The sequence below is a fragment of the Pseudomonas sp. S2_E02 genome (assembly GCF_054668355.1).
Window position 1 is genome coordinate 451,337 of record NZ_CP162761.1, and the last position, 14,688, is coordinate 466,024.

Here is a 14,688-nt window from a genome sequence, read left to right on the forward strand (position 1 = left end):
CCACACATCCACGAGGAAGTTGCCATGAAACAAGCAAACGCAGAAATCCTTCGCGAGTACGGTCCTTTTGATGGCATCAAAGGCATTCACGGCGTGACATTCGATGGCCAGCAGGTCTGGTTTGCCAGCGATGGCCAGCTCAATGCACTGGATCCGGCCAGTGGCGAAACCGTGCGCACGATCAAGGTTGGCGCCGACGGCGGCACCGCTTTTGACGGCCAGCACCTGTACCAGATTGCCGACCGCCGCATCCACAAGATCGATCCGGCCACGGGGCGCGTGCTCCACACCATCCCGGCCCCGGGGAATGGCGGCGACTCAGGCATGGCCTGGGCGGATGGCTCGTTATGGGTCGGGCAGTATCGCGAGCGCAAGATTCATCAGATTGATCCGCAGACTGGCGAGATCCTGCGTACGTTGGAGTCGAACCGGTTTGTCACCGGGGTGACCTGGGTGGATGGCGGGTTGTGGCATGGCACTTGGGAGGCGGATGAGAGTGAGCTGCGGCGGATCGATCCGCAGGACGGTGAGGTCATCGAGTCGCTGAAGATGCCCGAGGGACAAGGTGTCTCCGGGCTGGAGGCGGACGGTGCGGATCGATTCTATTGCGGTGGCGGCGACAGTGGGCGGGTGAGGGCGGTGCGTCGGCCTCAATGATCAAGGTATCTGCACCGGCCTCTTCGCGAGCAGGCTCGCTCCCACAGTGATTGCGGATGAACACAAATTTTGTGAGCAACCCTAAACCCTGTGGGAGCGAGCCTGCTCGCGAAAGCGCAGTGTCAGGCACCGCTGTTTCGACGACGTTCAATACCCTCCGGGCCGCCGATGTCCAGCAACCTTCTTTCCACCAGAACATTCTCAAGTGCCTGACGCTCGACCGGCGCCATTTGGTGTTCACGCTTTTTCAGCTCCAGCAGAATCGGGCTGGACCAGGTGCGATAGGTCTGTTCGATGTTGCGACGCGACGTCATCAGTCTCTCCTTGAAAAAGAGCCCTGTATTGCGGGCAGGGGCTCTGTCCGATGAGGTAATAACGTTAGTCGAGAAAGCCGAAAGTCGCGAATGCGACGGCTTTATGTGGGAGCGAGCCTGCTCGCGAAAGCGTTGGATCAGTCAATGTTGCAGTGGCTGACAATATGCCTTCGCGAGCAGGCTCGCTCCCACATTGAAGTTGTGGTGGATTGGAATCAGTCGTCGACGTTCATCAGTTGCTGCACACCTTCCCATGCTTCGGCGCGCATGCGTTCGATGTCCAGGCCCGGAATCACGCCGTTCTCCACGACCACGCGGCCGCCGACCAAACTGTATTTCACCGTAATCGGTTCACCCGCTACCACGGGCGCGACAGCGCTGTCGTGGAAGCCATAGAAGCGTGGATGGTCGAGGCTGTAGATCACCAGATCCGCCGCCTGACCGACTTCAAGTGTGCCAACGGCGCCGAGGCCCAGCACTTGCGCGCCGCCCGCCGTGCCCCAGTGAATGACATCTTCCACCGTGGTCGCCGAGGCGCCTTGTTCTGCGCGGTGGATCAGCCATGCAGTGTTGGCTTCGCCAACCATGCTTCCGGACTCGTTCGAGGCTACGCCATCCACTCCCAGGGAAATCGGCACGCCGGCCTCATACATCTGCGGCACAGGCGCCACGCCGCTGCCCAGCCGAGCGTTACTCACCGGGCAGTGGGAGACGCCGGTGCCGGTCTGCGCGAGCATGCGGATTTCACCGGGTTGTAGATGCACGGCATGGGCGAACCAGACGTCCGGGCCGAGCCATTCGTGCTCGGCGACGAATTCCACCGGCAGGCAATTGTATTTTTCGCGGCAGAAATTCACGTAGTTCTGTGTCTCCGACAAGTGTGTGTGCAGGCGTAAGCCAAGGCCGCGCGCGGTGTGCGCGAGTTCGCGCAACAGGGTTGGCGGCAGCGAGAACGTTGGCGTGGTCGGGGCGACCACCACGCGGCGCATCGCGTCCGGGGTGTCCTGGTGGTACCGCGATTTCAACCGTTCGATATCGCCGACCATTTGCTCAAGGCTTTCCGGTTGCAGCGCGGTTTTCGAGAAGCCCGGATGGGCGCTCGCCGATTCCAGCGCGCCGCCACGGCACAGGACAAAGCGCAGGCCAAACTCATCCGCCAGATCGAACAGCAGATCACCGGTCTCGGTGCTGCCGTGGGCGTGATAGAGGTAATGGTGATCGGCGCAGGTGGTGACGCCGGACAGCAGCAATTCGACCATGCCCAACCGCGCGGCAGTCCGCGCCAGTTGCGGGGTAAAGCGGTTAAGGCGCGGGTAGGGCACGCTGGCCAGCCAGCCTTGCAGGTCTTGATTCAAACCTTCGGGCACGGCTTTGAGCAGGTTCTGGAACAGGTGGTGGTGGGTGTTGATCCAGCCCGGATAGACCACGCAGTTGCGCGCGTCGATCACCCGTTCGCCGGGTTGTGGCTCAAGGTTCGCGGCCATTTCGGCGATGCGCCCGTTGACCACGCGGATGTCCACGGCGCCGGCCCGCGCGCGGGGGCCGCGCAGGCCGGTCATCACCGCAACCGGGTTCTTGATCAGGATGTTCTGAAGTCGAGTCATGGGCAGCTCCAAACTAAAGGATGTGCGAGGCGGATTTGCTGGCGGTGGTTTCCGCCACGCTGACGCCATTCAGCGCGGCGTTGAGCAGCACCGACACCAGGCAGGCGATGACCACGCTGCTGTGCAGGAACGGCTGCGACCACTCGGGGAGTTGTTTGAACAGGGTTGGCGCGAGCACCGGTACCAGCGCGGCGGCGATGGTGAAACCGACGATCAGCACGTTGTAGCGATTGCGCTCGTAGTCGACTTTGGCGAGGGTCTGAATGCCCGCCGCCGCGACCACGCCGAACATCGCAATGCCGGCGCCACCGAGGGCAGCGGTCGGCATCGAAGCGATGATTGCGCCGGCCTTCGGCACCAGGGCAATCGAGCACATCAGCAGGCCGCTGACTGCGACCACCCAACGGCTGCGCACGCCGGTCAGAATCACCAGGCCGACGTTTTCCATGAAGGCGATAAACGGAAACGCGGCGAACATCCCGGCGATGGTGCTGGCCAGGCCGTTGGCGCGCAGGCCATTGATGACCTGTTTGTCCTCGACCGGCTTTTCAACGATGTCGCCGATGGCCACGAACAGCCCCATCGACTCGACCATCTGCACGATCATCACCACCACCATGGTCGCGATGGGGATCAGGCTGAAAGTCGGCAGACCGAAATAGAACGGGTAGGGTACGGTCAGCCACGGCGCTTCTTCGACGCTGTGAAAACTGCCCATGCCGAGGCCATACGCGAGGCCTGCACCGATCAGCATGCCGATCAACACCGCCATGTTGCGCAGTAGCGGGCTGCCGTAGCGGTTGACCAGTAGAATCGTCAGCAACACCACCACCGCCACGCCGAGAAACGCCGGGGCGCCGAAGTTGCTCGCGTTGCGCCCGCCGCCGACCCATTCATAGGCAATCGGAAACAGCTGCAAGCCGATCACGGTGACGATGCAACCGGTCACCACCGGCGGAAAAAATCGCCGTAATCGACCCACGAACGGCGCCATCAGCATGGTGAACAACCCGGCTCCGATCACCGCCCCGCAGACTCCGGCAAAGCCCACCTCCGGGTTGCTGCCGATGGCGATCACCGGGCCGACGCTACTGAACGCCACGCCTTGCAGAATTGGCAGGCGCACGCCGAATTTCCAGAAACCAACGGTTTGCAACAGGGTGGCGATGCCCGAGCAGAACAGCGTGGTGCTGATCAGCACCACCGTGTCGGCATGAGACATTTTCAGGGCACTGGCGACAATCAACGGCACGGCGATGGCGCCGATGTACGACACGGCCATGTGTTGCAGGCCGAGGGTAAGCATCTGTCGCACCGGTAAAATGCGGTCGACGGGATGCACGGTGGCGGCGGATTGCGTTGGAGATGGGGCTGACGACATGGGGAAACACCTCTGGCTGTTTTTATGCGGTAGAGAGGGGTATTCGTCTGATGCTGATCAGCTCAAGGACACAGTGGAACCCTGTGGGAGCGAGCTTGCTCGCGAAGGCGATATGTCAGTCAACTGAGAGGTTGAATGTGACGGCCTCTTCGCGAGCAAGCTCGCTCCCACAGGGACTTGTGCAGCCCCAAGTGGCGAACATCAGTCATTCGTGCTGCGAAGCCGCCATCCACCGGCTCCGATGCCTTGTTTCAGCCTGCCAGGCAGGCGGCGAAGCCCTGGTTCAGCGCCGCGCGGTCGAGGTCGCGGCCGATGAATACGATCTTGCTCGAGCGGGGCTCCGTGCCCCACGCGGTCGAGGCGCGGAATTCCACCAGGCTGTGCACGCCTTGCAGCACGTAGCGCTGGTCCTCGTTGGCCACCGCCAGCACGCCTTTCATGCGGTACAGATTGTCGGCCTGAGAGGAACGTAGTTCGCTGATCCAGCGGTGGAAGGCCATCAGGTTGACCGCGCCGTCCACGGCGATGCCCACCGATGACACGCTTGGATCGTGTTCGTGATCGGGCGCATCGTGATGATGAGCGTGGTGGTCGTGGTGCTCAGGTTCAGCACCGATTTCCATGAGCTTCTGCGTGCATTCGAAAGCGCCGATGCCGAGGATTTTTGTCAGGTCGATTTGCGCATGGGTCGAGGTCACCAGATCCGCTGTGGCGTTCAAGCCACGGATCTTGCCGCGCAGGGTTTCCACTTCCTCAGTGCTGACCAGATCGACCTTGTTGATGACGATCCGGTCGGCGCAGACAATCTGGTCCACCGCCTGATTGTCGACGCCATCGAGTTGCAGATCCTCCAGATGCTGAGCGATGTGTTTGGCGTCGACCATGGTTACGATCGCGTCGAGTTCTACTTCTTCGGCGATCGGGTCATTGATGAAGAAGCTCTGCGCCACTGGATACGGATCGGCCAGGCCACTGGTTTCGATGAGGATGTGATCGAGGCGCACCGGCCGCGCCACCAGTTCGCGGACGATGCGCACCAGGTCCTCGCGAACCTCGGCAGTGCAGCACACGCAGCCGTTGACCATCTCGTAGATTTCTTCGGTCTCGGAACTGAGGACGAGGTCGCCGTCGATACCGACTTCGCCGAACTCGTTTTCGATCACGGCGATTTTGCGGCCGTGGTTTTCCTTGAGGATGTAATTGAGCAGGGTGGTTTTACCCGCGCCGAGGAAGCCGGTGAGGATGGTCACTGGAATTTTGGTGTTGCGGGTTGGGGCGTTGAATGGGGTGTTCATGGTGAAGCTCCTTTGATTGACCGGTGCACACTGAATTCGGGTGATGCTGCTTCATTGTGGGAGCGAGCTTGCTCGCGAATGCGGTGTGTCATTCAGCAGTGATGGCGACTGTTCCAACGCTTTCGCGAGCAAGCTCGCTCCCACAGGATCCCTGGTGTTCTCGCCATCGTTGTGCGGTGCCAGAGTCGAGACCAAACAGATCGAGCACGCGACCGAGGCTGTGGTCGACCATTTGCGCCAGGTTCTCCGGGCGGGCATAGAAGGCGGGCACCGGCGGGGCGATGATCCCGCCCATCTCGGTAACGGCAGTCATGTTGCGCAGGTGGGCGAGGGTCAGCGGCGTTTCGCGGGCCATCAACACCAGCGTGCGACGTTCCTTGAGCGTGACGTCGGCGGCGCGGCCGATCAGTCCTGATGACGTGCCGGTGGCGATTTCCGCCAAGGTACGCATCGAACACGGCGCGACGACCATGCCCAGGCAACGAAACGAGCCACTGGCAATTCCGGCAGCGACGTCATCGGCGCGGTGATAATGGCTGGCCAGCGCGGTCACGTCGGCCAATTTGTAGTCGGTTTCGTGGGCCATGGTCAGCAGCGCGGCACGGCTGATGATCAGGTGGCTTTCGATGTTCAGCTCGGCGAGCAGTTGCAGGAGTCGCACGCCATAGATGAAGCCGGACGCGCCGCTGATACCGACCACCATCCGCTGGCGGTTCATGATTCAAGTCCTTTGAGCAGAACCCGCGCGCGTTCGAGTACCTCTTGATCGAGCTGCGCCTTGATTCCGTCAAACCCGGAGCCGCGAGTTGCATCGAGGCCCATCCGCGAGGTGGTGCCATTCACTGAGGACGATGGATCGAGCGGACTGCCCGGCAAGCCATCAATGGTAAAAATATCCAGATGCGGCTGGAAATGCGTGGCCAGCGCCCACAGCACCTGGCTGTCGTCGCAGATGTCGATGTCGCTGTCCACCGCGATCACGGTTTTCAGGTACGGATCCCAGCCGAGCAGCGCCAGCATGATCTGCCGCGCCTCGCCGTCGCGACTCTGATCCAGCGCCACGTAGCAGTGAAAGTGCGTGCCGGAATTGGGGTAATGCACGGCGGTGACGGCGGGGAAACGCGCTTTCAGTTTCTCGCTCATTTCCGCTTCGCGCGGCAGGCGGGCGAGGGTCAGGTGCTCGGCGTAGCGGCCGCCCATGACGTCGACCAGCCAGGCGTCTTTGCGCTTTAACAGCGTATCCACGCGCAGCACGTTGTTGGTCGAACGATCCGAGGAATATCCACTGAACTCACCGAACGGGCCTTCCTCGGCGTATGCCGCCGGGTCGATCGCACCTTCCAGCACGAACTCGGCATACGCCGGCACACCGATGCCGTAGCGTGGGGTTTTCACCAGCTCCAGCGGCGCGCCGAACAGCCCGCCAGCCACAGCGCGTTCATCGCTGCCGTAGGGCAAACGTGCAGCGGCGGCGAGCATGAACAACGGATGCGCACCGACGACCATCGCCACGCGCAGTTCTTCGCCACGCTCGCGAGCGGTCTGCAACATCCGCCACAAGTGCCCACGGGAATGCAGGCTGGTCGCAAGTGCTTGCCGGGCGTGGCGCATCGAGCGGTGATAGCTCATGTTGGCGATGCCGGTCAGCGGGTCTTCGGCGATGATGATTGCGTTGGTGATGTATGGGCCGCGATCGCTGGCGAAATGCTTGAGCATCGGCAGCAGCGCCAGGTCCAGCGCTTCGCCTTCGAAGACCTCATCGAGGATCGGACCGCTCTCCACATAGCGTGGTGCGATGGGCTGGTTGGCGCGGGTCTGGAAGGTTTCGTGCAGTTGCGCCGCAGTGACGCCGAACAGCCTGGCAATGCGGGTTCGGGAGGCAAACAGATTGGTCGCCACCGGCACACCGAGGTTGCCGACGTGTTCGCAGATCAGCAGTGGATCGCGACCTTGGGCGGCGAGGGCATCGACCAGGGCGGTGACGTCCTGATCGGCGGAAATCGCTGGGGTGACAGTCAGCACATCGTCCGGGTACTCACGGCGATAGGCGTCGATGAACACGTGAAAGTCCTGAGAATCGCCGAGCGTCGAACGGGTCATGGTGTCACCTCGTAAAAAGCAGGCACGCAGGGTTGAGAGGGCGATCGCGCGGCCAGCCGTTGGCCTGCCGGTCGAGCGAACGCCGGGTCATCTTCGTGCCTGTAAAGTCGCTGTGCTTTTAAATTCTGGCAACGAACCCTGTGGGAGCGAGCTTGCTCGCGAAGGCATTGATTCAGTCACCATCGTTGTTGAATGACACACCGCATTCGCGAGCAAGCTCGCTCCCACAGGTTTTGTGTATGGCTACAGATAGGTGGTGGTCAGGCGTATGTCGGCCTCGACCAGATCCTTGGGCGGTGGCGTCGGTTCGATCCCGCACAACCGGGCGATGTTGTTGCCCAGGTAGTCTTCGAGATGATCCTCATCGATGCCCAGGCCTTGCGGCGCCGGTGAGCACAACACCTCAAGTTCGCGCAGCCACATGCCCGGTTCGTTCGGCGGCGAATCGGTGCCGAACACGATCTTGTTGCGCGGCAGCTCCTTGGCGAATTCGACGATCCGCGACTGGAAGCACCAGCCCGATTCGCAGTACACGTTTGGCGTGTCCATGGCCATCCAGAACGCTTCGAATGAGTAGTTGCCGCCGGTCTGGATACCGAAGTGGCCGATGATGAAATTGACCATCGGAAACTCGCGGATGATCGGGTAGAACATCGTCGGAATCGTGTACGGGCCGTCGCCGGTGTGGATCAGCACGACGATGTTGTACTTGGCGCAGACCTTCATCGCCGGGCGCAACCAGTCGAGTGCGCGATCCGGGCGATAGCCGTGCATGTTGGCGTGCAGCTTGAGCATCTTGAAGCCGTATTCCTTGATGTGGAATTCCAGCTCCGCCGCACCGTTTTCCGGTCCCCAGCGCGGGTTGAAGTTGAAGTTGCCGATGAAGCGGTCCGGGTACTTCACACAGAGTTCGGCGACGTAGGACATGTAGTCGCGCACGCCCTCGCGGCCCCGGCGGTTGCCGTCGCGATAACCGGTGTTGCCCGGTGGCGGCTGGATGAAACCCATGTCGATGCGGCGCGGTTTGCCGTTGATCATGTACGGGCCGTCCATCAACTTGAGCATGCGCTCACCGGTGAACGGTTCGCCGGTGTGGCGCCAGGCCTCGTCGACCAGGTTGGTAGGGTGCAGATGGGTGTCGATGATCATCGGTTCAGCTCCTGGCCAGTTGAGTGGTGACGGGACGCTTGAGTTGCGCCTCTGCTTCGGAAACGGAACGGGGTGGCGGGGTCGGTTCGAGGCCGATCATCCGCGCGGTGTTGTTGCCCAAGTACTCTTCGAGGGTGTCCTCGTCGAGGTTCAGGCCTTGCGGCGGCTCGTGGCAAAGCACTTCGAGCAGGCGCAGCCACATGCCCGGTTCGTTCGGCGGCGTGTCGGTGCCGAAGAGGATCTTGTGCGTCGGCAAGACCTTGGCGAATTCGACGATCCGCGATTGCAGGCACCAGCCGGATTCGCAGTAGACGTTGGGCAATTCCATCGCCCATTGCATCGGTTCGAACACATAGACGCCGCCGGTCTGCACGCCGAAGTGGGCCATGATGAAATTGACGTTGGGAAACTCCTTGATCATCGGCACCCATTCCGACGGGATGCTGTAAGGCCCATCGCCGGTGTGCAGCTTGACCGGAATGCCCAGCTCGGCGCATTTCTCGAAGCATGGGCGCACCCAGTCAAGTGCACGGTCAGGCCGGTAGGCATGCATGTTGGCCTGCATCTGCACCATGCCGAAACCGTGTTCCTTGACGTAGCGCTCGATCGCCTCGACGCCGTTTTCCACACCGCAGCGCGGGTTGTAGACGAAGCAGCCGATGAAGCGGTCCGGGTAGGTCTGGACCATTTTCAGGGTGTAGGCCATGTAGGCGTCGATGGATTCGCGGCCGCTGAGGTCGCCGTCGGTCCAGGTGTAAATCGTGTTGCCCTGCGGCGGCTGGATGAAGGCTTTGTCGATACGGCGCGGCTTGCCGTTGACCATGTACGGGCCATCCATCATCTCCAGCAGACGCTCGCCGGTGAACGGGTCACCGTCATGCCTCCAGGCGAGGTCCACGAGATCCGTGGGATAGCAGCTGATATCGATGATCATTGCAGTCGATCTCCTGATAGCGGGGAAGGGAGCCTTGCGGCTCTCGGCATCCACGTCCCGGGCAATCGGCCGTTGCTATGCGCAAGACATGCGCATTCCCTCGCCTGTTCGCATCCGGCCCGGGTGGGTGGTTGCTGAGGGCGAGTATTGGAAGGCGGGGTTGGGTTCGTACAATATTAATTGGGCGCGGTGGTGATACTTGTTCGATATGGGCAGGTCAAAAGCGACCCTCACCCCAGCCCTCTCCCGGAGGGAGAGGGGGCCGACCGAGGTGTCTTTCGCGATGCATCGACCTGAGAAACCGAGGCGATTATGGATTCGGCGAGGCTGGTTCAGGTCGACGATTTTCTGAAGCATTCCCCTGTCAGATGGAATCGATTATGGATTCACAGCAGGAGGTGCACGTCGGTGTCATTCGCCAATATTCCCCGATCGGTCCTCTCTACCTCTGGGCGGTCCGACGTTTCGGGAGGGTTAGGGTGAGGGCTGGATTTCAAGCGTACGCAAAGCCAACTGCCTGATCGCTTCAACCACCGGCGCCACACGCTCCGCCTGCCCATGCGGCCACACCGCATACAGGTTGTAATGCGCCGCAATCTGCGCCTCGTTCAACGCCACCAATCGCCCACAGCGCAATGCATCAGCCGCCAGTAATCCACGCACCAACCCTGCGCCAACGCCGGCCTCAGCCGCCGCAATCAGATTCGCCGCATTATCAAAAATCACCCGCGCTGACGGTTCGTTTGGTGTCATCCCGGCCGCATCCAGCCATGGAATCCACGACCGCCGCGTATACCCCAATAGCGGCAACTGCAGGATCTGCGCCGGGCTAAGCGGCACTTGCAAACCATAGCGTTCAAGCAACTCTGGCGAAGCCACCGCCAATACCCGATCGCCACAAATCTGCGTCATCTCGCAGTCGTCCCAATCGCCATAGCCATAACGCAACGCCAGATCGACCCGCTCAAACGTACTGCGATCACTGCGCGGCATCGACAGCAGCGTCACTTCGTAATCCGGCAGCTCATCGAGCAGCTGCGGCAGGCGCGGATTGAGCCAGCTCTGCGCCAGTTCACTGTCGACGTCGAGGGTCAGGCGTTGCGCCACGCTGCGGTTTTTCACCGAGGACAAGGCGCGATCAATCTGCGCCAGACCGTCCGACAGCACACTGGCAAACAACTGCCCGGCGTCGGTCAGATTGCTGCCGCCACCCTCACGCACGAACAGCGGCTGGCCGATGAAATCTTCCAGCGCGCGGATCTGCTGACTGATCGCACTGTGCGTGAGGTCGAGCTTACGCGCAGCACTGGAGAAACTGCCGCTGCGCGCCGCGTGGATAAACGCGCTCATGGACTGCACCGACGGGTATCGCTTGTACATGTTGTTAGTCCTGCTTACAGCGGTTGGCAGAAATCGTCGCTGGCCGCGTTTTGCCCGGGGTTCCAATAATCGGTGACCAGGCCCGCACAAAGACGGGCCGCTCTTTTGGAGCCTGACAATGATTGCATTCACGGTTAACGGCGAACGACGCGAGCTGGATGAAGCGTCCTCCTCCATGCCCTTGTTATGGGTACTGCGTGATCAACTGAAACTCACCGGCACCAAGTTCGGTTGCGGCATGGGCCTGTGCGGTGCCTGCACCGTGCACCTGGACGGCGTCGCGGTACGTTCCTGCCAATTGCCGGCGGCCGCCGTCGCGGGCCACCGCATCACCACCATCGAAGGTTTGTCACCGACGCAAAACCACCCGTTGCAACTGGCCTGGATCGCCGAAGATGTGCCGCAATGCGGTTACTGTCAATCCGGGCAGATCATGTCCGCCGCCGCGTTGCTCAACACCGGTGCGGCGGTGACCGACGATTCGATCCGCAACGCGATGTCCGGGAATATCTGCCGCTGCGGCACTTACGGGCGCATCAACAAAGCGATCAAACGCGCGGCGAATGCGCCGAAGGAGGCGTGATGAGCCTTATCGACGTCAGCCGTATAGAATTGCCGCGGCGAGTGTTTCTCAAGCAAGCGGCGACGGTTGCTTCGGGCCTGGCGATTGCCCTTTATCTGCCGGGTGGCATGGCGGCGACTGACCCAAAAGCGCCAGCACCGGCGAGTGAATTCGAGCCGAATGCCTGGGTGCGCATCTTTCCCGACGGCACGGTGAAACTGGTGGTGCACAAGCACGACTCCGGCACCGGCACGCAAACAGCGCTGGCCGCGTGCGTGGCGGAAGAACTGGACGTCAACCCGATGACCGTGCAGGTCATCACCCCAGAAGATCCGTTTTTCGAGACCTACATTCATCCGGTCTGGAAGGTCTTTTCCACTGGCGGCAGCACCAGTGTTTCCCTGGAATACGAGCGCCTGCGCATGGCCGGAGCCATGGCGCGGGCACTACTGATCACGGCAGCCGCCAAGCAGTGGAAAGTCAGCCCTGACAGTTGCACCACCGAAGAAGGTCGGGTCGTTCACATTGCGAACAAACGCAGCCTCGGTTACGGCGAACTGGTCGGCGTCGCGGCGAATCTGCCAGCCCCGACAAACGTCAAGCTGAAGGATCCGGCGCAGTTCAAATACATTGGCAAACTGCGCCACAAACGTGATGCGGCAGCCAAGGTCTGCGGGCAATTCAAGTACAGCATCGACGTGCAACTACCGGACATGCTGGTCGCTGTGATTCAGCGCGCGCCGGTGGTTGGATCGACAGTGCTCAGCGTCGACTCAGCGGCCGCGTTGCAGGTGCCGGGCGTGCGCAAAGTGCTGGCGATTGCGGGGCGCCCTGATGTGCTCGGCGGCAATCAGGAAGGTGTCGCTGTGTTGGCGGATACGTTCTGGGCCGCACAGCAGGGGCGCAATCTGCTGGCGATCAAATGGAGCGATTCGCCCTTGGCCGGGTTCGACAGCGAGCAACTCTCCAGCGCGCAGGTCAAGGCCATCGGCGATCCGCAAGCACAAACCGTCAAAGCCATGGCCCAGGGTGATGTCGCCGGGCAATGGTCAGGCGCGGCGAAGCTGATCGAAGCCGATTACACCATGCCCTACAAGGTGCAAAACCCGCTGGAACCGATCTGCATCACCGCACACGTCAAGGACAAAGCGATCACTTACTGGGGCGGTGTGCAGGTGCCGTCCTCGGCACTGGAAGCGGCGCAAACCGTGTGTGGCATCGACAAGGCCAACGTGACCATTCATGAATTGGTCTCCGGCGGCAGCTTCGGCGCGCGGGAGGCTAAATACTGGTTGTTCGAAGTCGCGTATCTGGCGCAGAAAACCGGCGTGCCGGTGAAACTGCTCAACAGTCGCGAGGACGAAATGCACGCGCTGTTCAATCACCCCGCGACCTTGCATCGAGTCAAAGGCGCGCTCGACGCCCAGGGCAAACTCACCGCGCTGCAACTGCACGCGGTGTCGCCGGCCTCGCCGGAGCAGTGGGAGCCGGGTTACTTCGAACGGCCGGACCATATGGATTACAGTACCACCGAGGCGATCACCGCGTGGGACTTCGCCTATCGACCACCGCACCTGGAACTGAACTGGGTCAAGCATGAAAGCCACGTGCCCAGCGGTTGGTATCGCTCGGTGAGCTTCATCCCCAACGTGTTCGCCGTGGAAAGCTTCATGGATGAGCTGGCCCACGCCGCTGGCGAAGATCCATTGGCGTTCCGGCTGGCCAATATGCAGGAGCGGCCACGACATGTGGCCGTGCTCAAGCAGGCTGCCGAGCGCGCCGGTTGGGGCAAACCGTTGCCGCCGGGCACGGCGCTGGGGATCGCGACCAATCAGGGTTACACCAGTTTTATTGCGGTGGTTGCGCGAGTGGCAACGGTTGATGGCAAGGCGCAGGTCGAGAAACTCACCTGTGTGGTCGATTGCGGTCTGGCGGTTTCGCCGGGCGGTGTCGAGGAACAGATCTACGGCGGTCTGATGTGGGGACTTGGCCATGCGTTGTTCGATCGGCTCGACATCAAACAGGGCCGGGTGGTGCAGAGCAATTTCCACGATTACCGGGTGATGCGCATGTCCGACATGCCGGCCACCGACATCGTCGTGTTGAATGGCGAGCCGAGTAAGCCCGGTGGCGTCGGCGAGTTGGGCAGCCCTTCGGTAGTGCCGGCCATCGCCAATGCCTTGTTCGCGCTGACCGGCGTACGCCAGCGTTCGACGCCGCTGAGTCTGGGGTAAGCCGTCATGGATCTGCGTCTGCTGCGGTACTTCATGGCGTTGGCCGATGAGCTGCACTTCGGTCGCGCCGCCGAGCGCCTGCATATCTGCCAGCCGCCGCTGAGCCAGCAGATTCGTTTGCTGGAGGAAGAACTCGGCACGCCGTTGTTCGAGCGCAGCCATCATCGGGTCGAACTCACGGCGGCGGGGCAGATGCTTAAGGAGCAGGCGCCGCTGCTGTTCGAACAGCTTGAGCGGGCGTTGGACCTGACGCGGCAGACCGGGCGCGGACAACTCGGTGAGATGGAAATCGGCATGATCAGTTCGGTGATGGTCGGCGTGCTGCCCAAGGCCTTGCACCTGTTTCGCCAGCGTTATCCGCAGGTCAACTGGCGTTTGCATGAAATGACCCCGGCGGCGCAGGTCAAGGCGTTGAAGGAGAAACGCATCGACGCTTGTGTGTTTCGCGTCGGCTATGACGATCCGCAGTTGCGCAATGAACTGCTGATCTACGAGCCGATCAACGTGGTGATGCCGGCGGATCATCCGCTGGCTGGCCGCGCGGTGCTGGCGCCGGCGGATCTGGCACAGGAGCCGTTTGTGGCGCTGGAATTGAAGCAGTCGCGGTTCGCCCATTTTCTGTTTCAATGCTGCATTCAGGCCGGGTTCACGCCGCAGATTCGTCAACAAGTGATCGAGGTGCAGACCTTGCTGAGTCTGGTGCGCGCCGGGTTTGGCGTGGCGCTGTTGCCGGCGTCCATTGAGCAACTGGCCCCGGCGGGGTTGGTGTTCCGGCGCCTGACCCCGGCGTTGCCGGAGGTGCCGCTGTATGCCACTTATCGGGCGGACGATGCTTCGCCGGTGCTCAAGCTGTTTCTCGATACGCTGCGCGAGTTGGTCGAAACCTCAAGCCAACACTGAATCCTGTGGGAGCGAGCTTGCTCGCGAAGGCATAGTGACAGTCGAAAAATGTTTTGAATGAAGTACCGCATTCGCGAGCAAGCTCGCTCCCACAGGGGATTTGCGTTGTTGCAAGAATTTAACGCTGGCACGATCGCAAGCGCGTGCGGTCGTACTCTTCACATGGCCGTATCACTTG

Annotated in this window: 13 protein-coding genes; 4 read left to right on the forward strand and 9 right to left on the reverse strand. The window is 61.6% G+C overall.

Translation table 11 applies throughout. The features are described from left to right. The first annotated feature begins 24 nt into the window (after positions 1 to 24). Positions 25 to 657: a Vgb family protein gene (locus AB4O01_RS01925; RefSeq protein ID WP_460090506.1), complete on the forward strand. Its 633-nt coding sequence runs from the start codon at positions 25 to 27 to the stop codon at positions 655 to 657. Positions 658 to 779: 122 nt separating this feature from the next. Here the strand turns inward: AB4O01_RS01925 and AB4O01_RS01930 are convergent, their stop codons facing one another. The 9 genes from AB4O01_RS01930 to AB4O01_RS01970 form a co-directional block, all read right to left on the reverse strand. Then, complete coding sequence (locus tag AB4O01_RS01930; protein WP_099758657.1) at positions 780 to 971, reverse strand: hypothetical protein; 192 nt, start codon at positions 969 to 971, stop codon at positions 780 to 782. A 215-nt stretch (positions 972 to 1,186) separates the two neighbouring features. Beyond that, positions 1,187 to 2,575, reverse strand: a complete 1,389-nt coding sequence (locus tag AB4O01_RS01935; RefSeq protein ID WP_460090508.1) for an amidohydrolase family protein — start codon at positions 2,573 to 2,575, stop codon at positions 1,187 to 1,189. 13 nt (positions 2,576 to 2,588) lie between these two features. Beyond that, the gene (locus AB4O01_RS01940) at positions 2,589 to 3,956 is read right to left on the reverse strand and encodes a nucleobase:cation symporter-2 family protein (RefSeq protein WP_093438891.1); all 1,368 of its coding nucleotides are present in this window, start codon (positions 3,954 to 3,956) and stop codon (positions 2,589 to 2,591) included. A gap of 251 nt (positions 3,957 to 4,207) precedes the next feature. Continuing rightward, a complete protein-coding gene (locus AB4O01_RS01945) occupies positions 4,208 to 5,251 on the reverse strand; it encodes a CobW family GTP-binding protein (protein WP_414927448.1) in 1,044 nt (347 codons plus the stop codon). A gap of 88 nt (positions 5,252 to 5,339) precedes the next feature. Further along, the gene (locus AB4O01_RS01950; RefSeq protein ID WP_460090509.1) at positions 5,340 to 5,969 is read right to left on the reverse strand and encodes a UbiX family flavin prenyltransferase; all 630 of its coding nucleotides are present in this window, start codon (positions 5,967 to 5,969) and stop codon (positions 5,340 to 5,342) included. After that, on the reverse strand, positions 5,966 to 7,351 hold the full coding sequence (locus AB4O01_RS01955; RefSeq protein WP_460090510.1) for a UbiD family decarboxylase: 1,386 nt from the start codon (positions 7,349 to 7,351) through the stop codon (positions 5,966 to 5,968). Before AB4O01_RS01955 ends, AB4O01_RS01950 begins: the two co-directional genes overlap by 4 nt. Positions 7,352 to 7,594: 243 nt before the next feature. Further along, entirely contained in the window at positions 7,595 to 8,500 is a 906-nt protein-coding gene (locus AB4O01_RS01960; protein WP_003224037.1) for an amidohydrolase family protein, read from the reverse strand. A gap of 4 nt (positions 8,501 to 8,504) precedes the next feature. Beyond that, positions 8,505 to 9,434: an amidohydrolase family protein gene (locus AB4O01_RS01965; protein WP_077572225.1), complete on the reverse strand. Its 930-nt coding sequence runs from the start codon at positions 9,432 to 9,434 to the stop codon at positions 8,505 to 8,507. A 474-nt stretch (positions 9,435 to 9,908) separates the two neighbouring features. Next, positions 9,909 to 10,814, reverse strand: coding sequence for a LysR substrate-binding domain-containing protein (locus AB4O01_RS01970; RefSeq protein WP_460090511.1), 906 nt, complete (start codon positions 10,812 to 10,814; stop codon positions 9,909 to 9,911). A 118-nt stretch (positions 10,815 to 10,932) separates the two neighbouring features. On the opposite strand from AB4O01_RS01970, the gene AB4O01_RS01975 reads away from it, so the two are divergent. From AB4O01_RS01975 to AB4O01_RS01985, 3 genes are read left to right on the forward strand one after another with little or no spacing between them, the layout of a single operon-like run. Then, the gene (locus AB4O01_RS01975; RefSeq protein WP_095047473.1) at positions 10,933 to 11,397 is read left to right on the forward strand and encodes a (2Fe-2S)-binding protein; all 465 of its coding nucleotides are present in this window, start codon (positions 10,933 to 10,935) and stop codon (positions 11,395 to 11,397) included. Continuing rightward, a complete protein-coding gene (locus AB4O01_RS01980) occupies positions 11,397 to 13,610 on the forward strand; it encodes a xanthine dehydrogenase family protein molybdopterin-binding subunit (RefSeq protein WP_460090512.1) in 2,214 nt (737 codons plus the stop codon). Before AB4O01_RS01975 ends, AB4O01_RS01980 begins: the two co-directional genes overlap by 1 nt. Positions 13,611 to 13,616: 6 nt before the next feature. Beyond that, positions 13,617 to 14,510 carry a LysR substrate-binding domain-containing protein gene (locus tag AB4O01_RS01985; RefSeq protein ID WP_460090513.1) on the forward strand — a complete coding sequence of 298 codons (894 nt, stop codon included), beginning with the start codon at positions 13,617 to 13,619 and terminating at the stop codon, positions 14,508 to 14,510. The last annotated feature ends 178 nt before the right edge of the window (positions 14,511 to 14,688 follow it).